Raw genomic sequence first — 21,956 nt, forward strand, 5'->3', positions numbered from 1 at the left:
TCTTATCCCCACAAAGAAGCATTACACTTATTTGATTAAATAATAGGGGCACGGCCCAATACCGCACCCTAGATGCCTTCTCTGCGCACCGGGAGTGACATGAACCCCCTACACCATTCGTTGGTCGTCAGAATCGTCGCGTTACTGCTGATCATCGGTAGCATGGCCATCGCCAGCATCAGCGCGACCATTGTGATCGCCCAACGTAGCCAGGGCGACGCCGAAGCGATTAACGTGGCCGGCTCGCTCAGGTTGTACAGCGCGCAAATCAGCCAGACGCTTCAGCAGCCGTCGACCACCAACAGCAACGCACGCCAGGCTGCGATTGACCGAGCCACGGCACGCTTTTCCGAACGGCTGGCAAGCCCTGCTTTAACTGACCGGGCGGGTGTTTCGTTAACGGATCAGGCCGAGCAGTCACTCACTTCATTGACCACCCAATGGCAGCGCGATATCACCCCGCTGATCGAACGTGCACGAGACGGCGACGGTGGCGACGTTCGACTTGCGATCGACAGTCTCGATGGTTATATCGCCGATATCGACCACTTTGTCACTCTTCTGGAAGACCATAGCCAGGACAAGATCCGCTTTCTGACCCAGCTGCAGATGGGAAGCTTGGTATTGATTGGCCTGCTCTTGACCGCAGCGCTCTACGACCTTCGCGCCCATTTTATCAAGCCACTACGGCGATTAATGCGGCTCAGCCGTGAAGTGGGCAAGCGCAATTTTGGCTACCGTGCGCCGGCTCATTCCAAAGATGAGCTGGGTCAGCTGGGCCAAACGTTCAACCAGATGGCTGCGGAACTTGGCGACAGCTACCAGGAACTCGAGTCCCGGGTGTTCAGCAAGCAGGCAGAACTCAAGCGCCATAACCGGGCGCTGCAAATTATTCATGACGGCAGCCGAGCGCTTTATGGCGGTGGCAACGACCTTTGCTCAAGCGCCGCCCCGATGCTCCGTGAACTGGAGGCCTTATTGGCCATTGGCCCCATGTCCCTGTCTCTGCATAATTCCCACGACAACAGCGATATGGAAATTCTTGCCACCCACTCGCTTGAACGCCCTCGTTATTGCCGCGACCTGGCCTGTGTGGCCTGTCTGGAGCCCGCTCAGCCTATCGGTTTGGGTGATACGACTCACGACCCTGCTTTGCGCGTCGATAGCCATACTCATCAGTTGCAACTACCCATTACTGCTGGGCATTTAACCCTAGGGTATTTGACTGTTAGCTATACCAGCCCTATCAGCGATACCACCCACCAACTGCTCAACACGCTATGCGGGCAACTGGCCACCGCTATATACCTGCAGCAGCGAATCGAAGAGCAACAGCAGCTATCGCTGATCAAGGAACGCACCATCATCGCCCGTGAACTGCATGATTCACTGGCCCAATCGCTGTCTTATCTCAAGATGCAGGTAGCCCGGCTCGAGCGCATGCAGGCCAAGGCAGTGCCCGTTGAGCAACAAAGCAACGTGATGAGCGATTTACGTGATGGCTTGAACAGCGCCTATCGCCAACTGCGTGAGCTATTGAGCACGTTCCGGCTGTCACTGGATAAACCGGGCCTGCAGGCGGCACTGCAACATACCGTCGATGAATTCAGCGAGCGGCTGGGTTTTCCAGTAGCCTTTAGCTATGCCGTACCGCCCCATTTGCTCAGCGCTAACGAAGACGTGCACATCTTACAAATCACCCGTGAAGCGCTAGCCAATACGCTCAAACACGCCAACGCCCAATGGGCCAGTGTCAGCTTGACCTTTGAGCAGGCCGAACTGCGTCTGACCATCGAGGACGACGGTGTTGGACTCAAGCAAGCCGAGTCGCCGCCCATGCATTTCGGGCTGGTGATCATGCGCGATCGGGCCAGCCATATTAACGGCACATTGACCTTTCATAACCGCCCCACAGGCGGAACCGGCGTTTATCTGTGTTTTACGCCCCAGGCCAACCGACTCATCAAGGAAGCGCGCTTATGAGCACTCCCAACTCCGCTGCGGACCCGATCGCCACCATCATTGTCATAGACGATCACCCGCTACTGCGCCGCGGCGTCCGCCAGCTGTTGGACATGGAGGATGATCTGCAGCTGATTTACGAGACCGGCTCGCCGCAGGAGGGAATCCAGCAGGCCGTTGCGCTCGAGCCGGACATGCTGCTGCTCGATATGAACATGCCCGACATGAGCGGCCTGGAAACCCTCCAGCACCTTCGCGATGCGGGCTACGGCGGTCGAATAATCATGTACACGGTCTCGGATCAGGAGGGTGACGTGGTCGATGCGCTGCGCGGCGGCGCCGACGGCTATTTGCTCAAGGATATGGAACCCGAAGATATGGTCCACCAACTGCGCCAGGCCGCCAAGGGACGTATGGCGATCAGCGAGAACCTGACCGCCCTGCTGGCTCAGGCGCTGCGCAACCAGCGCGGCGCTTCGCCAGCGCCTTCATCGGCATCCTTGACCCAGCGCGAGAAGGAAATACTGCGTGAACTGTCGGCGGGAATGTCCAACAAGCTGATTGCCCGCAAACTGGGTATTACTGAAGGCACAGTCAAGGTCCACGTTAAGCACCTGCTAAAAAAGCTTCACCTTCGCTCGCGGGTAGAGGCCGCCGTTTGGGCTGTGCAGGAAGGGATAAGCTAAACCGGTTCTATGTGGTTACCCCTAAATACCTAGCGGCAAATTTTGATCCTGCACCCACACCGCCTACACATAAAAATAACTCATAAAAACAATGCTTTAACTTAAATAACTCGCTACCTCCTTAGAGGTAGTTGGCCGTTAACACCCCTCTATTCCCCCGTTTTCTCGGATCAAGCCAAGGCGTATCTTGCAAGGCACTGCGCTTTGCAGCACTTGCGTCCAAAGGGGGTAGCGAATGGCCAAACACAATGCCGACATAGAACACTGGGACGTTGAGGATCCGCAATTCTGGGATCAGCAGGGCAAGCGAACCGCCACTCGAAACTTGTGGATTTCCATTCCCAGTCTCCTGCTTGGCTTTGCCGTCTGGATGATGTGGGGAATGATCACCACCCAGATGCTAAACCTGGGGTTCCCCTTTTCGAACGATCAGCTTTTCACTCTCACCGCCATCGCCGGGTTGGCAGGGGCCACGCTGCGGATCCCTGCATCATTTATGATCCGCATTGCCGGCGGTCGCAATACCATCTTTTTAACCACCGCGCTGTTGATCATACCGGCGGCCGGCACCGGTTTTGCGCTGATGAACCCGCAAACGCCTTTCTGGGTGTTTCAGGCACTTGCACTGCTTTCCGGCATTGGCGGGGGGAATTTCGCCTGCTCGATGAGCAATATTTCCAACTTCTTCCCCAAACAGCAGCAAGGCTATGCGCTAGGCATGAATGCCGGGCTGGGTAATTTTGGCGTGACCACCATGCAGATTCTCGTGCCACTGGTCATGACGGTCGGCCTGTTCGGCGCGCTGGCAGGCGAGCCCATGGCGCTGGAAAGTGCGAGCGGCACGCTCATCGGTCGCATTGAGGCTGGCACCGATACCTGGATTCAAAACGCCGGTTTTGTATGGCTATTGTTTCTTGTACCGCTGGCAATCGCCGGCTGGTTTGGAATGAACAACCTTCGCCCTATCACCCCCAACCCGGGCAACCCTCTGCAGGCATTCGCCAAGATTCTGGGGCTATACGCGGTGGGCATCCTGACATCCATCGCGGGCGTCCTGGCACTCGGGTATATCAATATGTGGTTTGCCCTGCCCCTGACGATTGTAGTCACGCTGGCGCTGTTGCGGCTGCTGCCGGGCGATATCAAGCCGGCGATCACAAAACAGTTCGGTATTTTCTCCAACAAGCACACCTGGTCGATGACGGTGCTTTACATCCTCACCTTTGGCTCTTTTATCGGGTTTTCGGCCGCGCTCCCCCTCTCGATCAACATTATTTTCGGCAACATGATGGACGTCGCCGCTGACGGCAGCATGACCCGTGTCACCAACCCCGATGCACCGAGCGCGCTGACCTGGTCATGGATAGGCGCCTTTGTCGGGGCACTGATTCGCCCGGTGGGCGGCTGGATATCCGACAAGGTCGGCGGCTCGATTGTCACCCAGGTGATCTCGGCCATCATGGTGGTGGCTTCCATTGCCTGCGGCTATGTGATGATGCTGGCCTACAACGCCACCGATCCAAATCAGTTCTTTTGGATATTCCTATTGCTATTCATTGTGCTTTTCGCCGCCAGTGGTATCGGCAATGGTTCGACCTTTCGCAGCATCGGGGTGATTTTCGACGCCCAGCAGAAAGGACCGGTACTCGGCTGGACCTCGGCTATCGCCGCCTACGGCGCGTTTATAGCGCCGCGGGTGATTGGCGATCAAATCAAAGCGGGCACACCGGAACTGGCGATGTATGGCTTTGCCGTGTTCTATGCCATTTGCCTGATCGTTAACTGGTGGTTTTATCTTCGCAAAAACGCCTACGTCAAAAACCCGTAGACCTAAAGCCCTGCCCGCCTAGCGACTAACGCCACCCCAATGTCAAGAGAGGCCAACATGGCGTCAAAACGTTTTCAACAAACCTCGGTGCTGATCGCCAACACCTTTGCCTTCACCATGTGCTTCATGGTGTGGACGATGTTTGGCGAAATAGGCGTGCCGATTGCAGAAGAACTTAACCTGAATGGCACTCAGTTCGGCATCCTGACCGCCGTCCCCATCCTGACCGGCGCACTATCACGCCTGCCCCTGGGCGCAATGACCGACCAATACGGCGGCCGACCGGTGTTTTTTATTATCCTGCTGCTGATTATACCCGCCGTATGGCTCGTTCAATTCGCCACTCAGTACTGGCAACTTCTTACGCTAGGGGCATTTATCGGCCTTGCTGGCGGGGCCTTTTCAGTAGGTATCACCTATACCGCCAAGTGGTTTGAAAGCGATCGCCAGGGGCTTGCCATGGGCATCTTTGGTGCCGGTAACGCGGGGGCGGCGGTGACCAAGTTTATCGCCCCGACGGTGATTGTGATGCTCGGCTGGCAGGCGGTGCCGAATATTTACGCGGCGATCATGCTGGTCACCGCAATCCTCTTCTGGTGTTTCACCTTCACCAATCCGGCCCACCGCAGCCCTGGAAAAGCCCCCCTGCGCGAGCAGATCAAAATCCTCAACGATCCTAAAGTGTGGAAGTACTGCCAGTACTATTCGCTCGTATTTGGCGGCTATGTCGGCGTGTCGCTTTGGCTCACACGCTATTACATGTCCGAATACGGCTTTGGTATTCAGTTGGCGGCGGTGATCGCCACCATTTTCGTGCTGCCGTCCGGAGTCATCCGCGCCTTCGGTGGCTGGCTTTCCGACCGCTTCGGTGCCCATAACGTTACCTGGACGTGCCTTTGGGCCAGCCTGATTGCCTTGTTTATCATGTCCTACCCGGAAACACGCTACAGCGTTGAGGCAGCGGGTGGAGCAGGTCGTGTTGAGTTCGGATTCGGCATACCGGTATGGCTGTTTACCGCGGCATTATTTGTGGTGGGTATCGCCTGGGGCATTGGTAAGGCGTCGGTATTCAAATACCTCTCCAACGAGTACCACGAAAATCTGGGGCTTGTTTCCGGCATTGTCGGGCTGGCCGGTGGATTGGGCGGTTTTTTCCTGCCCATCATGTTTGGTGCACTGGTGGATATCACCGGAATCGCCACCACGGTGTGGATGCTGTGTTTCGGCATCACGCTGGTGTCGATCATCTGGATGTGGTGGACAGAGCGGCGCTCACCAGTAATCACACGCAGCTCATCGTCAGGCGCAAAGGCCAAACAAGGGGTAACCAGCGAAAGATAAAGCTGAGAGGTAGTGCGAGGGGGGCTGGTTGAGAGACAACCAAACAATAAATAATGGGGCTGAAATGGAGGCGGCCCCAAAAGCCACATCCCGGCACACACATCCACCACTACCGTTGCTCCCTTCCGGGCCTGGCGGGGTTTGCAGTTTAGCGTTGCGGGAGGACCTAAGGGGCCACCATAACAGCTGACTCATTTGCGAGTCTGCCTACGCTGAGTGGTGGCTACGCCCTGATTTGAACAGGGGACCCCATCATTATGAGTGATGTGCTCTAACCAACTGAGCTACGTAGCCTTTCCGACATCAGCGGAGACGCATTGTGCCTATCTTAACGGCAAAAGGCAAGCCGTTATCGACCTGCCTTTTGCTCCAAGCACCTTTTATTGCAATGCGTTACGCACAGCTTCTTCAGCAGGCTCGCCATCGATCGTTTCCACGCCGGCTAACCACTCGCCTAGCAGATCATCATTTGCCTGCAGGTAAGCACGCGCGGCTTCACGGGGGTCTTCACCATCGTCCATGATTTCGCCCATCAACTGATTTTCCATTTCGAGTGTGAACGTCATGTTGTTGAGCAGTTCACCAACATTAGGGCACTCTTCCGCGTAACCACCACGGGTGTTGGTATACACCGTCGCACCACCCAGGTCAGGGCCAAAGTAATCGTCAGCCCCTTCAAGATACGCCATGTCGAAGTTGGTATTCATGGGGTGTGGCTCCCAACCCAGAAATACCATCCAATCTTCATTGGGTACCCGCGCTGTCAGTTCGGCCAGCATGCCGGCTTCACTGGAATCGACCAACTGCCAATCGCCAAGGCCGAAAGCATCGTCATCGATCATTTGCTGGATCAATTCGTTGCCATCGTTGCCTGCTTCAATACCATGCAGTTGCTGGTCAAACTGGTCGGCATGCTCTGCCAGGTCTTCGACCGACGTGACGCCTGCATCGTAAACATACTGCGGCACGGCCAGGGTGTATTTGGCACCTTCTAAATTGGCCGTTAACCGATCAACTGTGCCTTTTTCAACGTAAGGGTCACTGATTGAGGCCATTGACGGCATCCAGTTGCCCAAAAAGACATCAAAGTCACCGTTTTCCATGCCCGAGTACGCGATGGGTACCGATACGGTATCCACTCGTGCCTCGTAGCCCATACCTTCAAGCACTTCGCTGGCAAGCGCTGTGGTCGCAGTGATGTCGGTCCAGCCTACCTCGGCGAAGCGAACAGTGCTGCATTCGTTAGCCATCGCCAGTGAAGGAAGTCCCGCCGTGACGACCATCGCCCCCATCATACCAATATGTGTTTTCTTCATTCAGCGTCCCCTTTTCATCAGATTATCGATCACCCGCTCCGCATTCATATCGCAGCGGCAGCTAACATCTTTTTGTTGATTGAACGTTCAATAAAAAGATGCCATCATTGTTAGGTAATCATGCCTAAAGTCGTTTTTCAAGGTAATGGGTGAATAGGCATTCAACGCGACAGGAGACAGCCATGCCTAAAGTGGGAATGGAACCAATACGCCGCGAGCAATTAATTAACGCCACCATGGCGGCTATTGACGAAGTTGGATTGGCGGAAGCCACTGTCATGCGGATTGCCCGCCACGCGGGGGTGTCAGCAGGTATTATCAGCCATTACTTTGGCGGCAAGGATGGACTGCTGGAAGCTACCATGCGGCAAATTTTGACCGACCTCAACCACGCTATTTCAGTGCGTCGCCAAGCGTTGGAAGACCAGACGCCACGCGCCCACATTGGTGCCATTATTGAAGGCAACTTTGACCGCACTCAGGTCACCGGCCCGGCCGCCAAGACCTGGCTCGCCTTCTGGGCCAGCAGCATGCACAAGCCGACACTGCAACGCCTGCAGAATGTCAATGACCGCCGCCTGTACACCAATTTATGCCACCAATTTCGCCAGATCATGCCGAGGGCTGATGCTCGCAACGCGGCTCGGGGTCTGGCCGCCATGATCGACGGCCTGTGGTTGCGCGGCGCACTTACACCAGAAGGCCTGGACGCCAACGAAGCACGCCACCTGGCCCACACCTACCTTGACCAACTACTTGCTCACCATGGGTGCCAACAGCCTGCATCCATGATCGAATCTTATTAAGGAGACCACCATGGCTACTCATGATGTACTGCCTCTTTTCATTAATGGTCGCCCGGTTGATGCCACCTCAGGCGATACGTTTACCATCACCAATCCTTTCGATGGCAGCCTGCTGGCAACGGTCGGTCAGGCAAGCCAGGCCGACGTTGATAGCGCCGTTGAAGCGGCCCGCGAAGGCCAGCGCAAGTGGGCCGCCATGACCGGCATGGAACGCGCACGCATCATGCTGCGTGCCGTTGCGCTGTTAAGAGAGCGTAATGACGAGCTGGCTGAACTGGAAACTCGCAATACCGGCAAGCCAATCAGCGAAACCGCAAGCGTCGATATCGTCACCGGTGCCGATGCGCTGGAGTACTATGCGGGCCTCGCCCCAGCTATCGAGGGCAGCCAGATTCCACTGCGCGATAGCTCGTTCGTATACACCCGCCGCGAACCGCTGGGTGTGATCGGTGCCATCGGCGCCTGGAACTACCCGATTCAGATCGCCTGTTGGAAAGCCGCCCCGGCACTGGCCGCGGGTAACGCGATTGTCTTCAAGCCCAGTGAAGTCACGCCGCTCACGACGATGAAGCTTGCCGAAATCTTCACCGAGGCGGGTCTCCCCGACGGCGTGTTCAACGTCGTCCAGGGTGACGGCCGCGTGGGCGCCATGCTGACCGGGCATAAAGGTATCGACAAGGTATCGTTTACCGGTGAAGCCGGTACCGGCAAGAAGGTCATGTCAGCAGCGGCCGAATCGACGCTCAAAGACGTCACCATGGAACTGGGCGGCAAATCGCCGCTGCTGGTCTTCGCCGATGCCGATCTGGACCGCGCTGCCGATGCTGCCATGATGGCCAACTTCTATTCCTCCGGCCAAATCTGTACCAACGGCACCCGCGTGTTTGTGGAACGCAGCGTCAAAGACGCCTTTGAGGCCAAACTGGTCGAGCGCGTCAAGCGTATCAAGGCGGGCGACCCCATGGATTCGGCTATCAATTTCGGCCCGCTGGTCAGCTTCGAGCACCAGGAGAAAGTGCTCTCCTACATTGCTCTCGGCAAAACCGAAGGCGCACGCGTCCTGGTGGGCGGCGAGGACTGGAACAGCGGCACCTGGGCCAAAGGTGCCTGGGCGGCGCCGACGGTCTTCACCGACTGCACCGATGACATGCGCATCGTCAAGGAAGAGATCTTTGGCCCGGTGATGTCGGTACTCGCCTTTGATGACGAGGAAGAGGTGGTTCGCCGCGCCAATGACACCACCTACGGCCTCGCCGCCGGTGTCTTCAGCGAAAGCCTGAACCGCGCCCACCGGGTGATCCATCAATTGGAAGCCGGTATCTGCTGGGTCAACACCTGGGGCGAATCGCCCTCAGAGATGCCGGTCGGCGGCTATAAAGAGTCGGGCATTGGGCGTGAAAACGGTGTCGAGACGCTCAACCACTATACCCAGACCAAGTCTGTACAGATCGAGATGGGGCCGTTTGAGTCTGTGTTTTAACTGTTTGCAACACACGAACTCATGAACCATGGGCGCTGGGGGTGGCCAAGCTACCTCCAGAGTCGCACCCTCCCCCTATAAGTCCCGGTGAATCAGTATGTCTCAACCACGTGAATTTGATTACATCATTATCGGTGCAGGTTCCGCAGGCAATGTGCTTGCGACTCGCCTAACTGAAGACAGTGACGTCAGCGTGCTGCTGCTGGAAGCAGGCGGCCCAGACTATCGCTTTGACTTCCGAACCCAAATGCCCGCTGCCCTGGCCTACCCGCTGCAGGGCAAACGCTACAACTGGGCATTTGAAACCGACCCCGAACCGCATATGGACGGCCGCCGCATGGAATGTGGCCGCGGCAAGGGCCTGGGCGGCTCCTCGCTGATCAACGGCATGTGCTATATCCGCGGCAATGCGTTGGATTACGACAACTGGGCCAAGCAACCGGGTCTTGAAGACTGGGACTATTTAAGCTGTTTGCCCTACTTCAAAAAAAGCGAAAGCCGCGATATCGGACCAAATGACTATCACGGCGGCGAAGGGCCGGTCAGCGTCACGACGCCCAAGGCGGGCAATAACCCGCTTTACCACACCTTTATCGAGGCCGGAAAGCAGGCAGGCTACCCTGAGACCGACGACGTCAACGGCTATCAGCAGGAAGGTTTTGGTCCCATGGACCGCTTTGTGACGCCTAACGGCCGCCGAGCGTCGACGGCACGTGGCTACCTGGATACCGCCAAGCAGCGCGAAAATCTGACCATCGAAACTCATGCGGTAACCGATGTAATCGAGTTCGAGGGTAAGCGTGCAGTGGGCGTGCGCTATGAGCGAAAAGGCGAGAAACAGCAGGCCTACGTTCGTCGTGAAGTGCTGCTGTGTGGCGGTGCTATCGCCTCACCGCAGATTCTTCAGCGCTCGGGGATTGGCAACCCGGAATTGCTTAAAGAGCTCGATATCGAGACAATTCACGACCTGCCCGGTGTCGGTGAAAACCTCCAGGACCATCTGGAGATGTACATCCAGTACGAATGCAAAGAGCCTATTTCGCTCTATCCGGCGCTCAAATGGTACAACCAGCCGAAGATTGGTGCCGAGTGGCTGTTCAAGGGCACCGGCGTGGGCGCCAGCAATCAGTTTGAATCCTGCGGCTTTATCCGCAGCCGCGATGAGGAAGAGTGGCCCAACCTGCAGTACCACTTCCTGCCCATCGCGATCAGCTACAACGGTAAAAGCGCGGTGCAGGCCCACGGCTTCCAGGCTCATGTCGGCTCCATGCGCTCGGAAAGCCGCGGCCGCATTCGCCTGACCTCGAAAGATCCCCATGCGGCGCCAAGCATCCTGTTCAACTACATGGCCAAGGACAAAGACTGGCAAGAGTTCCGCGATGCCATTCGCCTGACCCGCGACATCATCGCTCAGCCAGCCTTTGACCCATACCGTGGCCGCGAGATCGCACCCGGCCCGGATGTTCAGTCGGATGCCGAACTCGATGCCTTTGTCAAACAGCACGCCGAAACCGCCTATCACCCCTGTGGTAGCTGCCGGATGGGCAACGACGAAATGGCAGTCACGGATGGCCAGGGCCGCGTCCATGGCATTGACGGCTTGCGCGTGGTCGATGCGTCCTTGTTCCCGGTGATTCCCACCGGCAACCTGAATGCCCCCACCATCATGCTGGCCGAAAAGATCGCCGACCGGATTCGTGAACGTGAGCCCCTGCCCCGGGCCAACGTCGACTATTACGTCGCCAACGGCGCACCAGCCAAACGCCACTGAACCAAGTCTGGTTAGCAAAACTCTAAAACGTCGTAGCCCAGCGCTGCGACGTTTTTTTATGTCCCTTTAACGCATCGAAATACTTGCACTGGGTGGCGCAGGTCTGCCAATATTCAAACATCTGTTTAAATCTGTGCATTATTAACCATATCGTATCCTTCAACACTATCCCTCAACATATGGAGAGGCACTATGCTCACCCTACTACTGATCGTGCTGGCGGCTGTTGGCCTGCTCGCGGTGATGCGCCGCGAAGCCGGTGCAACCGCCGCCCTGGTCGTGCTTGCCGTGCTGGGCCTTGTTGGCCTGGTGTTCGATGCCGCCGTCATTGGCGTGCTCTTACTGCTGGGCGCCGCCGCTGTGGCCATTGCCGGGCTTCCTGCGCTACGCCGCCAGTGGCTTACCCCGCGGCTGTTTGCAATGTTCAAGAAAGTCGCGCCCAAAGTCTCTGACACAGAGCGCACTGCGTTGGAAGCGGGCACTGTCTCCTGGGATGGCGAGCTGTTTTCCGGCAAGCCCCAATGGAACAAGCTGCTCAACTTTAAAGACGAAGGCCTGCGTGAAGACGAGCAAGCCTTTCTCGACAACCAGTGCGCAAAAGCCGCCGGCATGTGTAATGCCTGGGATATCGCCATTGAGCGCGCGGACCTTCCCCAGCAACTGTGGGATTACCTGAAAAAAGAAGGCTTCTTCGGCATGATCATTCCGAAGGAGTACGGCGGCCTGGGCTTCTCGGCCAAGGCCCAGTCCATGGTGCTGCAAAAGCTCTCCGCCAATGAAACGCTGATGGTTACCGTCGGCGTGCCCAACTCGTTGGGCCCAGGCGAGCTACTGCTCAAATATGGTACTCAGGAGCAGAAAGATCACTACCTGCCGCGCCTGTCCGATGGCCGTGAGATTCCCTGCTTTGGCCTGACAGGCCCGCGTGCCGGTTCAGACGCTACCTCGCTGCCGGACACCGGCGTCGTGTGCAAGCAAATGGTCAACGGTGAAGAAGTCCTCGGCCTGCGGCTCAACTTTGAAAAGCGCTGGATCACCCTGGCGCCCATTGCCACCGTTGTCGGTCTTGCCTTCAGGCTGTTTGATCCCGAGAACCTGCTCGGCGATGAAGAAGACCGCGGCATTACCCTGGCGTTGATTCCCCGCGATACCGACGGTATGGAGATTGGTCGTCGCCACCATCCGATCGGCAGCCCGTTTATGAATGGTCCGATCAAGGGTAAGGACGTTTTTGTCCCGCTGGATACGATCATCGGCGGCCCCGACATGATCGGCCAGGGTTGGCGCATGCTGGTCGAGTGTCTCTCCATCGGCCGTTGTATTACGCTTCCCTCAGGCGCCACCGGCACGGCGCGCTATGCGTTGGGCTGGAGCGGCGGCTTCACCCGCGTGCGCCGTCAGTTCAACGTGCCCGTGGCGGAAATGGAAGGCGTGCAGGAACCTCTGGCGCGCATGGCAGCCCTCGGGTACATAGCCCAGGCAACGGTCTATCAAACCGCCAACCTGATCGACCATGGCGAAAAGCCCGCAGTCCCCTCGGCGATTCTGAAAAGCCAACTGACCGAATTCCAGCGCGATATTCTTGCCGATGCCATGGACGTACATGGCGGTAAGGCGGTCACTCTGGGCCCACGCAACTACCTGGGTATTGGCTACAGCGCCAATCCGGTGGCGATCACCGTGGAAGGCGCCAACATCATGACCCGCAACCTGATGATCTTCGGTCAGGGAGCTATCCGCTGCCATCCCTATGTGCTTGAGGAGCTAGCCGCGAAGGACGCCAACGATATCAAGGCATTCGACAAGGCGTTCTTCAGCCATGCGGGACTCATCTTTGGCAACGCGGCCCGCGCCTTCACCCTGGGCTTCGGCATCGGCAAACCCAATGTGCCGTTCGACGGCCCGGCGGCCGCCTACGCCCAGGACATCGCCCGCCTCTCGGCAGGCTTCGGACTGTGCGCCGATGCGGCCATGGCAAGCCTCGGATCGGCCTTGAAGAAACGTGAAATGCTCTCCGCCCGTCTTGGCGATGTGCTTTCCAACCTCTACCTGGCCTCGATGGTACTCAAGCAATGGCAAGCGGGTGACAAGGTGGAAGGCGAAGAAGCCCTGCTGCATTACAGCTGTCGTTTCCTGCTCCAGCGGGCTGAACAGGCCTTTGTCGAGATTTTCGATAACCTGCCCAACCGGGCGCTGGGCAAGACGCTGAAAGTGATCGTCATGCCGACCGGTCGCCGCTGGGACAAGCCCCACGATGACGATGCGCGGGATATCGCCAAGCGCGTCTCCACCCACAGCGCATTGCGTACCAAGCTGTTGCACAATACCTGGGACGCCGACGACGGCGAACAGCGCAACCCGCTCGCCCGCTATAACGCGCTGCTGGTGGACTACGAGCGTGCTGAGGCAATCTATCGCACGGTCAACAAAGCCTATGCCAAGGGTGAACTGCCGCAGACGGCACTGCATCCTGAAGCACGGGTGGAAGCGGCATTGGAAGGCCGTCTAATTAGCGAAGAAGACGCCCAGTTCATGCGTGAATTCGAAGCTGAGGTATTGGAAATGCTCACTGTAGACGATTTCCCTTACGAAACCTTTGCTACCGACAAGTCGACGCTGATTGATCACAATGCCAAGCCGCAGTCGACACAAGCATCTGAGACGGCAGACAGCATTAAATAGCCACTCGCTCGCACCAACCTTCAACCGGCCTCCCTGAGGCCGGTTTTTTTTGACCCTAGACTTTCGTTTAATTTTCGATTTTTCATCCAAAAACTGCAAACGAAAGCAAATAAAGGCATTGCAGGTTCGAAAACGATCAACTAGGATTTCGTAAACGAAAGCTAGATATTCTCCAATAACAACGACGCTAGCGAGATTCGCATGTCACTACATTTGCAAAATATCGCCCATACCGTAGGCGGTGTTCCCTATATTAGCGACGTTGACCTAGCACTCGAGCCGGGCTCCTTCAATGTGCTATTGGGCAGAACACTCGCAGGCAAGACCACACTGATGCGCTTGATGGCCGGCCTTGAGCCACCTACCCAAGGTCGGATTCTGATGGACGGCAAGGACGTCACCGGAGTACCGGTACGCCACCGTAACGTATCGATGGTATATCAGCAGTTCATCAATTATCCCAGTTTGACCGTCTACGACAATATTGCCTCGCCGCTTAAACTCGCCAAACAGCCAAAAAGCGAAATTAACAAGCGCGTCGGCGAAATTGCTGAGATGCTGCATATCGAGCATCTGCTTGACCGCTATCCTCTGGAGTTGTCCGGTGGCCAGCAACAGCGCACCGCCATGGGCCGCGCTCTGGTAAAAGACGCCGATGTCATTCTCTTCGACGAGCCGCTGGTCAACCTGGACTATAAACTCCGTGAGGAACTGCGCGACGAGCTGCGCGACTTGTTCAAAGTGCGTAACTGTATTGCCGTGTACGCCACCACTGAGCCTAATGAGGCTCTTGCACTCGGCGGCAACACAGCCATCCTTCACGAAGGTAAGCTGCTGCAGTACGGCCCCACCGATCAAATCTACCGGCAACCCAACGGCATTCTCAGCGCCGAGATGTTTTCTGAGCCACCGATCAATATCGTGCCGGGTCGGCTCACCGACAACGACATCACCTTCGATAACGACACTCACTTTACCTGCGACGATGCCTTGCGAAAGCTGCCTCCTGGTGACTACCAGTTCGGGGTTCGCGCCTCGCATTTGAGCCTTACACCACAAGCCGCGGATGATCTGGAACTGCCGGTCACCGTGGATGTTGCCGAAATCAGTGGGTCCGAAACCTTTCTTCATGCGCGTCATGCGCACTTCCCACTGGTATTGCATCTCCTGGGAATACACGAATTGAAGGTCAATCAGCCCATCAAGGTTTATTTCCCCATTCATAAACTGTTTGTTTTCGACCAGCAGGGCCACATTGTGCATACCCCGTTGGCTCAGACGGAGGGCGCCGCGCATGGCTGAGATCGTGCTTAAAACACTCGCGCACACATACAGCGCCAACCCGCAATCGGCCGAGGATTACGCCATCCGCCATATGGAACACGTATGGCATCAAGGCGGCGCTTATGCCTTGCTGGGACCGTCCGGATGCGGCAAATCAACCCTTCTGAATATTATTTCAGGGCTACTGGCGCCTACCGAAGGCGATGTACTCTTCGATGGCCACCGGGTCAACGAACTGCCACCGGAAGAGCGCAACATCGCCCAGGTGTTCCAGTTCCCGGTGATCTACGACACCATGACGGTGTTCGATAATCTCGCCTTCCCGCTGCGCAACATGAACACCCCCGAGTACCGGGTTAAACCCAAGGTACTGGAAGTCGCCGACATCCTTGAGCTGACACCGCTGCTATCGCGCAAAGCAAAAAACCTGACCGCCGATGAAAAACAGAAGGTCTCCATGGGGCGCGGTCTGGTCCGCGACGACGTTACCGCCATTCTGTTTGATGAGCCGCTTACCGTCATCGACCCGCAGTTGAAGTGGAAGCTGCGCCGCAAGCTCAAGGAAATCCACGAGCGGTTTAACATCACCATGATCTACGTCACTCACGACCAGCTTGAAGCCTCGACCTTCGCTGACAAGATTGCCGTGATGTACGAAGGCCAGGTGGTGCAGTTCGGTACGCCACGGGAACTGTTCGAAACACCCGCGCATACTTTCGTGGGTTATTTCATCGGTAGTCCAGGCATGAATTTTTTCGAGCTTCGCTACGATGAGGCACAAAATACGGCCTACTTCGGCGACCAGCCACTGCCGTTAAGCAATGCTTATCTGGCCACGCTTAAAAAGACCGAGAGCGACAACCTCAAGCTCGGCATTCGCCCGGAATTCATCGACGTTCACGCAAGCGCCGCACCCGACACGATTGCCGTGCAAAAAGAGAACCTGCAGGACCTTGGCACCTACGCCATTCTCACCTTCTCGTTCAATCAGCAAACATTTAAAGCCAGGTTGCCCGAAGACCATCCTGCCCTGGGTGACACCGTCTATATCCGTTTTCCCGACGACAAACTGAGCCTTTACGTCGATGAATACCGAGTCGAGGTAGATCATGAATAAAGTCTATAACAACCGCGCCTGGCTATTGGTACTGCCAATGCTTGTCCTGGTCGCGTTTTCCGCGATCGTGCCACTGATGACCGTCGTCAACTACTCGGTGCAAGACGTGCTTGGGGCTAACGCCCGCTTCTTTACCGGCACCGAGTGGTTCGAAACCATGCTCAACGACCCGGCCCTGCAAGCGGCTTTTCTACGCCAGATAATATTCTCGCTCACCATTCTTGCCATCCAGATCCCTCTGGGAATCGGCATTGCGTTGATCATGCCCAAACGTGGTTGGCAAGCATCGGCAGTGCTGATCCTGATTACTCTGCCCCTGCTGATCCCCTGGAACGTAGTGGGCAGTATCTGGCAGATTTTCACACGCGGTGATATCGGCCTGATGGGTTGGGGACTTCGCCAGTTGGGCATCGAGTACAACATTACCCGTAACGCCGCCGATGCCTGGGTGACGATCATCCTGATGGACGTTTGGCACTGGACCCCGCTGGTCGCCATGCTTTGCTACAGCGGCCTGCGCTCCATCCCCGAAGCCTATTATCAGGCGGCGCGCATTGACCGTGCCTCAAAATGGGCGGTATTTCGCTACATTCAGTTGCCCAAGCTGACCAATGTGCTGGTCATTGCCGTGCTGCTGCGCTTCATGCATTCGTTCATGATTTACGCCGAGCCCTTTGTACTGACCGGTGGCGGGCCTGGCAGCTCAACGACCTTCCTGAGTCAATCATTGACCACCATGGCGGTGGGTCAGCAGGACTTGGGACCCTCCGCTGCTTTCTCGATTATCTACTTCCTGGTCATCCTGCTGGTGAGCTGGGTGTTCTACACCGCCATTATGAACATGCAGAAAGACAAGCATTCCCAGGGAGGAGCCTGATATGAGCTACCAACTGGAAAACACCCAGCAGGGTGAAAAATACAACACCATTTTCAGCCGCACCACACCCGCACAACGCCGCAAGCGCAACGCCAGAACCAAGCTGCGCTCGCGCCTGTTGCTGGGCGTCTATCTGCTCTTGATGATTCTGCCCATCTATTGGCTGCTGAATATGTCGCTGCAAACCAACAGCGAAATACTGGGCTCCATGACCATGTGGCCGGAGAACCTCACCTTTGACAACTATATCGGTATCTTTACCGACTCAAGCTGGTACATGGGCTATGTCAACTCGATTGCCTATGTGCTGATGAACATGCTTATCACCATCTGTGTGGCACTACCGGCTGCGTATGCCTTCAGCCGCTACAGCTTCATTGGCGATAAGCACCTGTTCTTCTGGCTGCTGACCAACCTCATGGCGCCGCCCGCTGTGTTCCTGCTGCCTTACTTCCAGCTTTATTATTCGGTCGGTCTCTTCGACACGCACATTGCCGTGGCGCTGGCGCACTGCCTCTTCAATATTCCACTGGCCATCTGGATTCTTGAAGGCTTCATGAGCAGCGTTCCCAAGGAGATCGACGAAACCGCCTACATCGACGGTTACAGCTTTCCACGCTTTTTCGTCAAGATTTTTATCCCGATGATTCGCTCGGGTATCGGCGTCACGCTGTTCTTCCTGTTCATGTTCTCGTGGGTTGAGCTGCTCCTGGCCAGAACGCTGACGGCCACCGAGGCACAGCCCATTGGCATGATCATGACGCGCACGTCCACCGCGTCGGGGATTGACTGGGGCACGCTCGCCGCAGCCGGTGTGCTGACCATCTTGCCAGGCATTCTGGTGGTCTACTTTGTCCGCAACCATATCGCCAAGGGCTTTGCCCTGGGTCGTACCTAAGGAGGTGATGTATGTCTTGGATGGTATGGACGGTGCCCACCGCTATTTTCTTTTCCGCTATTGCCGCCATGTTGGCGGGGATGACGGTCTGGGAAATTGTCTCGCCCACCATAGAGCGTAAGGGCTTTCTACCCATCACGACCACACGCGGAGACCGGCTGTTTGTTGGCCTTCTGTCTGCTGCGTTTATTCATCTTGGCGTGATTGGCTTTACCTCATTATCGATTTGGTTAGCACTGGCAGCTTCGCTGGTCTGGCTGTTGGTGCTGATGCGCTGGGGGTAACCGGTGCGAGAACCAAAAGCGGTCTCATGGACGGATTCGCCATTAGGGAAGATCACAACACAACGAGGTCTATATGCGACATAACAATTTCAAACTTACCACCCTCGCCGCCAGCCTGCTGCTAGCATCCGGTTCGCTAGCCGCAGACGACCACGATGCGCGGGCGGTGGCCGAGCGGCTGGTCGACGAGCATTTCCAAAACTCGACCCTGAGCCGCGAGGAACAGATCGAAGAACTGATGTGGTTTGCCAAAGCGGCCGAACCATTTCGCGACATGGATATCCAGACCGTTGCGGAGGGGTTAACCACCCACGTCTATGAAAGCGAAGTACTTGCTGAAGCGTTCAGTGAGCTAACCGGTATCAACGTCACTCACAACATCATTGGCGAAGGCGATGTTGTCGACACCATGCAAAACCAGATGCAGTCGGGTAACAGCATCTACGATGGTTTCGTCAACGATACCGATGCCATCGGTACCCACATCCGCTATGGCACCACCATCAACCTCTCCGAGGCGATGGAAAACGAATGGGCCGACTACACGCTACCCACGCTGGATCTGGACGACTTCATCGGGCTGCAGTACGGCACCGGGCCAGATGGCAGCATCTATCAATTGCCAACCCAGCAGTTCGCCAACCTTTACTGGTTCCGCTACGACTGGTTCCAGCGCGAAGACCTGCAGGAGCAGTTCCGGGATATTTACGGCTACGACCTGGGCGTACCTACCAACTGGACTGCCTATGAGGATATCGCCGAATTCTTCACCGACCATGTTGGCGAGCTCGACGGCAAAGAGATCTATGGTCACATGGATTACGGTCGCCGCGACCCCTCACTAGGCTGGCGTTTCCACGACTCCTGGCTCTCCATGGCAGGTATGGGCAGTCCTGGCGTTCCTTCCGGCAACCCGGTAGATGACTGGGGTATTCGTGTCAACGAAGACAGCCAGCCGGTGGGGGCCAGCGTTAGCCGTGGCGGTGCGACCAACTCTCCCGCCTCCGTCTTTGCCATGCAAAAGGCCGTTGACTGGCTCCGCGACTTCGCTCCACCCGAAGCCCAAGGCATGACCTTCGGTGAAGCGGGTCCGGTGCCTGCTCAAGGCCATATTGCCCAGCAGATTTTCTGGTACACCGCCTTCACGGCCGACATGACCGACCCCGATGTCGCCGTGACCGATGACGAAGGCAATCCGCTATGGCGCATGGCCCCCTCGCCCACCGGCCCGTATTGGGAAGAAGGCATGAAGGTTGGCTATCAGGACGTAGGCGCCTGGACGTTCTTTGACTCCACCCCCGAAGACCGTCGCACAGCGGCGTGGCTGTTTGGTCAGTTCACCGTTTCCAAGACGGTATCGCTTGAGAAGTTGATGCACGGCCTGACGCCGATCCGCGAGTCCGACATCTTCTCTGAGCAGATGACCGAAATGGCGCCCAAGCTCGGCGGGTTGGTTGAATTCTACCGCAGCCCCAACGAGTCCAACTGGACCCCAACGGGCACCAACGTCCCCGATTATCCCCGCATGGCGCCCCTATGGTGGCAAAACCTTGCACCGGTCATGAGCGGAGATGTATCGCCACAGGAAGGCCTCGATGCACTGGCGGCGGATATGGATAGCACCATGCACCGTCTTGCCCGTGCCGATGTCTTCGACAGCTACGCCCCCGTGCTGAACGAAGAGCGTGACCCGCAATACTGGCTGGACCAGGATGGCGCGCCGAAAGCCAAGCTGGATGACGAAATGCCACAAGGCACCACCGTGCCTTACGACGAAATGATGGAAGAATGGATGTCGGCCGGGACGCGCTAATACCGGCTGGGCGGGCCCCACGGCCCGCCCTTTCCGGCTTCATCGGCGGCACCCTCTATCGACACTTACCAACAGCGCGGTCGCCCATACAGCACCGTGAACGGGGCTTTCTTTGTTAATTTGGATCCGCTATGAAACTGCGTAACCGTAATATCGAGAAACTACATTCCGATGAATTCGATGTACTGATCATTGGTGGTGGCATCAATGGTGCCGCCACCGCTGCGGCGCTGTCAGGTAAAGGCGCCCGGGTTGCCTTGATCGATCGTGGCGACTTCGCTGGCAGCACCAGCATGCACTCCTCAAATCTCGTTTGGGGAGGCATCAAATATATGGAAAGCAAAGACTTTGCATTGGTTCGAAAGCTTTGCAAGAGTCGTAATCATTTAATTAAAAGTTACCCATCCACTGTTCAGGAAATTCGTTTTCTGACCAACATCACCCGGGGGTTTCGCCATTCACCGCGTTACTTGTGGATTGGCACCTGGCTCTACTGGCTGATGGGCAATGGATTTACCCGGCGACCCCGCTTGCTGTCCCCCAAGGATATCAAGCAGGAAGAACCGATTATCGATGTCGATGACTCCGTCGGCGGCTTTGAATATTCGGATGCCTACCTGCACGACAACGATGCCCGTTTTGTCTTCAATTTCGTTCGTCATGCACTCAATCATGGGGCAACTGCCGCCAATTATGTTGAGTCACTGGGCGCCGAGCGTGAAGGGAATGTCTGGGTCACCAAGGCGCGTAACGTGATGGACGGCCAAACCTTCGATATCCGCGCCAAGGTGCTGATTAATGCAGCAGGCCCCTGGGTTGACCAGCACAACACCCTGACCGGGCAAAAGACCACCCACCAACACCTGTACTCCAAGGGTATTCACCTGATCGTGCCCCAGTTGACGGATTCCCAGCGCGTGCTGGCCTTCTTCGCCGACGACGGGCGGCTGTTCTTTGTCATTCCCATGGGCAACCGCACCTGTATCGGGACCACCGATACGCACATGGAACACCCCGAGGTGGATGTTACCGGTGACGACATTGACTTCGTGCTGGAAAACATCAACAAGCGCCTGACCCTCGACAAGCCACTGAGTCAGGCCGATATCATCTCGACCCGCTGTGGCGTGCGTCCCTTGGCCATCAAGGCGGATCAAGGCAACGACCGCGACTTTCTCCAGCTATCCCGCAAGCATGTGATCGATACCAATCAGGATAGCGCACACATCAGTATTTTTGGCGGCAAGTTGACCGACTGCCTGAACGTGGGCGATGAAATCGCTGAAGCCGTCGCAAAGCTTGGGGTCGAACTACCCGACCAGGGCTTCCGCTGGTATGGCGAGCCCCCCAATGCCGTGAAACAACAGTTCATGGATCATGCCAAGCGCATGAACCTGGACGCCATGACAGCGGCGACATCCTCAGAGCCTCTCTCATCACGCCTTTGGCGACGTTATGCCGAACAGGCGATGCCCATGCTCGAAAAAATCCGCCAGGACCCGGCAGAAGCCGACATTCTGATCGAGGGCACGGAATACATTCGCTGCGAGCTTGAACATGCCCGCGACCATGAGATGATCACCCAGCTTGAGGATTTCCTGCGCCGCCGAGCCAAAGTATCGCTCGTAGTGCACCACGAGCAACTGCGCCACTCCAAGGGGTTGAAAGAAGCCTGCCGTGTTCTATTTGGCGAGCAAGCCGAAGAGCGTTTTGAGGCGTATTTCGCCCAGAACCGGGATACCGCCCAACCCTATACACCCAAACAGGAAGTTCCCTCCTAGAAAGTGGCGGCAATGGGAGCGCAGTGGCAA

The 21,956-nt window shown here is 56.7% G+C and carries 16 protein-coding genes, 1 tRNA gene and 1 other RNA gene; 15 read left to right on the forward strand and 3 right to left on the reverse strand.

What is annotated here, in order from left to right; all coding sequences use genetic code 11:
• Nucleotides 1-99: 99 nt before the first annotated feature.
• The 4 genes from B7L15_RS09190 to B7L15_RS09205 all read left to right on the forward strand — a co-directional run bounded on the left by B7L15_RS09190 (nt 100) and on the right by B7L15_RS09205 (nt 5,817).
• Nucleotides 100-1,983: a HAMP domain-containing protein gene (locus B7L15_RS09190; protein WP_085918685.1), complete on the forward strand. Its 1,884-nt coding sequence runs from the start codon at nt 100-102 to the stop codon at nt 1,981-1,983.
• Nucleotides 1,980-2,648, forward strand: a complete 669-nt coding sequence (gene narL, locus B7L15_RS09195; RefSeq protein WP_085918686.1) for a two-component system response regulator NarL — start codon at nt 1,980-1,982, stop codon at nt 2,646-2,648. The genes B7L15_RS09190 and narL overlap by 4 nt, the downstream gene beginning before the upstream one ends.
• A 235-nt stretch (nt 2,649-2,883) precedes the next feature.
• Nucleotides 2,884-4,476 carry an antiporter gene (locus B7L15_RS09200; RefSeq protein WP_085918687.1) on the forward strand — a complete coding sequence of 531 codons (1,593 nt, stop codon included), beginning with the start codon at nt 2,884-2,886 and terminating at the stop codon, nt 4,474-4,476.
• A gap of 57 nt (nt 4,477-4,533) precedes the next feature.
• The gene (locus tag B7L15_RS09205) at nt 4,534-5,817 is read left to right on the forward strand and encodes an MFS transporter (RefSeq protein ID WP_085918688.1); all 1,284 of its coding nucleotides are present in this window, start codon (nt 4,534-4,536) and stop codon (nt 5,815-5,817) included.
• A 74-nt stretch (nt 5,818-5,891) separates the two neighbouring features.
• Here the strand turns inward: B7L15_RS09205 and ffs are convergent.
• The 3 genes from ffs to B7L15_RS09220 form a co-directional block, all read right to left on the reverse strand.
• An RNA gene (gene ffs, locus B7L15_RS09210) (signal recognition particle sRNA small type) lies at nt 5,892-5,988 on the reverse strand.
• A 46-nt stretch (nt 5,989-6,034) separates the two neighbouring features.
• Nucleotides 6,035-6,111 (reverse strand) — tRNA-Met (locus tag B7L15_RS09215).
• An 86-nt stretch (nt 6,112-6,197) separates the two neighbouring features.
• Nucleotides 6,198-7,133: a choline ABC transporter substrate-binding protein gene (locus B7L15_RS09220; RefSeq protein ID WP_085918689.1), complete on the reverse strand. Its 936-nt coding sequence runs from the start codon at nt 7,131-7,133 to the stop codon at nt 6,198-6,200.
• A 182-nt stretch (nt 7,134-7,315) separates the two neighbouring features.
• Between B7L15_RS09220 and betI the strand changes: the two genes are divergently transcribed.
• The 11 genes from betI (at nt 7,316) to B7L15_RS09275 (ending at nt 21,926) form a co-directional block, all read left to right on the forward strand.
• Nucleotides 7,316-7,939, forward strand: a complete 624-nt coding sequence (betI, locus tag B7L15_RS09225; protein WP_176243662.1) for a transcriptional regulator BetI — start codon at nt 7,316-7,318, stop codon at nt 7,937-7,939.
• Between the two features lie 10 nt (nt 7,940-7,949).
• Nucleotides 7,950-9,419, forward strand: coding sequence for a betaine-aldehyde dehydrogenase (betB, locus tag B7L15_RS09230; protein WP_085918690.1), 1,470 nt, complete (start codon nt 7,950-7,952; stop codon nt 9,417-9,419).
• A gap of 97 nt (nt 9,420-9,516) precedes the next feature.
• Nucleotides 9,517-11,190: a choline dehydrogenase gene (gene betA, locus B7L15_RS09235; protein WP_085918691.1), complete on the forward strand. Its 1,674-nt coding sequence runs from the start codon at nt 9,517-9,519 to the stop codon at nt 11,188-11,190.
• Between the two features lie 192 nt (nt 11,191-11,382).
• Nucleotides 11,383-13,872 (forward strand): acyl-CoA dehydrogenase, encoded by a 2,490-nt coding sequence (locus B7L15_RS09240; RefSeq protein WP_085918692.1) that lies wholly within the window; start codon nt 11,383-11,385, stop codon nt 13,870-13,872.
• Between the two features lie 201 nt (nt 13,873-14,073).
• Nucleotides 14,074-15,174, forward strand: a complete 1,101-nt coding sequence (locus B7L15_RS09245; RefSeq protein WP_085918693.1) for an ABC transporter ATP-binding protein — start codon at nt 14,074-14,076, stop codon at nt 15,172-15,174.
• Nucleotides 15,167-16,273, forward strand: coding sequence for an ABC transporter ATP-binding protein (locus B7L15_RS09250; RefSeq protein ID WP_085918694.1), 1,107 nt, complete (start codon nt 15,167-15,169; stop codon nt 16,271-16,273). Before B7L15_RS09245 ends, B7L15_RS09250 begins: the two co-directional genes overlap by 8 nt.
• A complete protein-coding gene (locus B7L15_RS09255) occupies nt 16,266-17,150 on the forward strand; it encodes a carbohydrate ABC transporter permease (protein WP_176243663.1) in 885 nt (294 codons plus the stop codon). Before B7L15_RS09250 ends, B7L15_RS09255 begins: the two co-directional genes overlap by 8 nt.
• A gap of 1 nt (nt 17,151) precedes the next feature.
• Entirely contained in the window at nt 17,152-18,048 is an 897-nt protein-coding gene (locus tag B7L15_RS09260; protein WP_085918696.1) for a carbohydrate ABC transporter permease, read from the forward strand.
• An 11-nt stretch (nt 18,049-18,059) separates the two neighbouring features.
• Nucleotides 18,060-18,332, forward strand: coding sequence for a DUF2160 domain-containing protein (locus tag B7L15_RS09265; RefSeq protein WP_085918697.1), 273 nt, complete (start codon nt 18,060-18,062; stop codon nt 18,330-18,332).
• Nucleotides 18,333-18,405: 73 nt separating this feature from the next.
• Nucleotides 18,406-20,145 (forward strand): ABC transporter substrate-binding protein, encoded by a 1,740-nt coding sequence (locus B7L15_RS09270; RefSeq protein WP_085918698.1) that lies wholly within the window; start codon nt 18,406-18,408, stop codon nt 20,143-20,145.
• A gap of 131 nt (nt 20,146-20,276) precedes the next feature.
• On the forward strand, nt 20,277-21,926 hold the full coding sequence (locus B7L15_RS09275) for a glycerol-3-phosphate dehydrogenase/oxidase (RefSeq protein WP_085918699.1): 1,650 nt from the start codon (nt 20,277-20,279) through the stop codon (nt 21,924-21,926).
• Nucleotides 21,927-21,956 lie beyond the last annotated feature (30 nt).

The organism is Halomonas sp. CSM-2 (assembly GCF_002119345.1).
GTDB classification, from domain to species: domain Bacteria; phylum Pseudomonadota; class Gammaproteobacteria; order Pseudomonadales; family Halomonadaceae; genus Vreelandella; species Vreelandella janggokensis.

Excerpts from the sequence above, each read along its gene's own strand:
- B7L15_RS09220 (WP_085918689.1), bottom strand. The coding sequence starts at position 7,133 with ATGAAGAAAACACATATTGGTATGATGGGGGCGATGGTCGTCACGGCG.
- B7L15_RS09260 (WP_085918696.1), top strand. The coding sequence starts at position 17,152 with ATGAGCTACCAACTGGAAAACACCCAGCAGGGTGAAAAATACAACACC.
- B7L15_RS09190 (WP_085918685.1), top strand. The coding sequence starts at position 100 with ATGAACCCCCTACACCATTCGTTGGTCGTCAGAATCGTCGCGTTACTG.
- B7L15_RS09275 (WP_085918699.1), top strand. The coding sequence starts at position 20,277 with ATGAAACTGCGTAACCGTAATATCGAGAAACTACATTCCGATGAATTC.
- narL (WP_085918686.1), top strand. The coding sequence starts at position 1,980 with ATGAGCACTCCCAACTCCGCTGCGGACCCGATCGCCACCATCATTGTC.
- B7L15_RS09255 (WP_176243663.1), top strand. The coding sequence starts at position 16,266 with ATGAATAAAGTCTATAACAACCGCGCCTGGCTATTGGTACTGCCAATG.
- betA (WP_085918691.1), top strand. The coding sequence starts at position 9,517 with ATGTCTCAACCACGTGAATTTGATTACATCATTATCGGTGCAGGTTCC.
- B7L15_RS09240 (WP_085918692.1), top strand. The coding sequence starts at position 11,383 with ATGCTCACCCTACTACTGATCGTGCTGGCGGCTGTTGGCCTGCTCGCG.
- B7L15_RS09200 (WP_085918687.1), top strand. The coding sequence starts at position 2,884 with ATGGCCAAACACAATGCCGACATAGAACACTGGGACGTTGAGGATCCG.
- B7L15_RS09245 (WP_085918693.1), top strand. The coding sequence starts at position 14,074 with ATGTCACTACATTTGCAAAATATCGCCCATACCGTAGGCGGTGTTCCC.
- B7L15_RS09205 (WP_085918688.1), top strand. The coding sequence starts at position 4,534 with ATGGCGTCAAAACGTTTTCAACAAACCTCGGTGCTGATCGCCAACACC.
- betI (WP_176243662.1), top strand. The coding sequence starts at position 7,316 with ATGCCTAAAGTGGGAATGGAACCAATACGCCGCGAGCAATTAATTAAC.
- betB (WP_085918690.1), top strand. The coding sequence starts at position 7,950 with ATGGCTACTCATGATGTACTGCCTCTTTTCATTAATGGTCGCCCGGTT.
- B7L15_RS09250 (WP_085918694.1), top strand. The coding sequence starts at position 15,167 with ATGGCTGAGATCGTGCTTAAAACACTCGCGCACACATACAGCGCCAAC.
- B7L15_RS09265 (WP_085918697.1), top strand. The coding sequence starts at position 18,060 with ATGTCTTGGATGGTATGGACGGTGCCCACCGCTATTTTCTTTTCCGCT.
- B7L15_RS09270 (WP_085918698.1), top strand. The coding sequence starts at position 18,406 with ATGCGACATAACAATTTCAAACTTACCACCCTCGCCGCCAGCCTGCTG.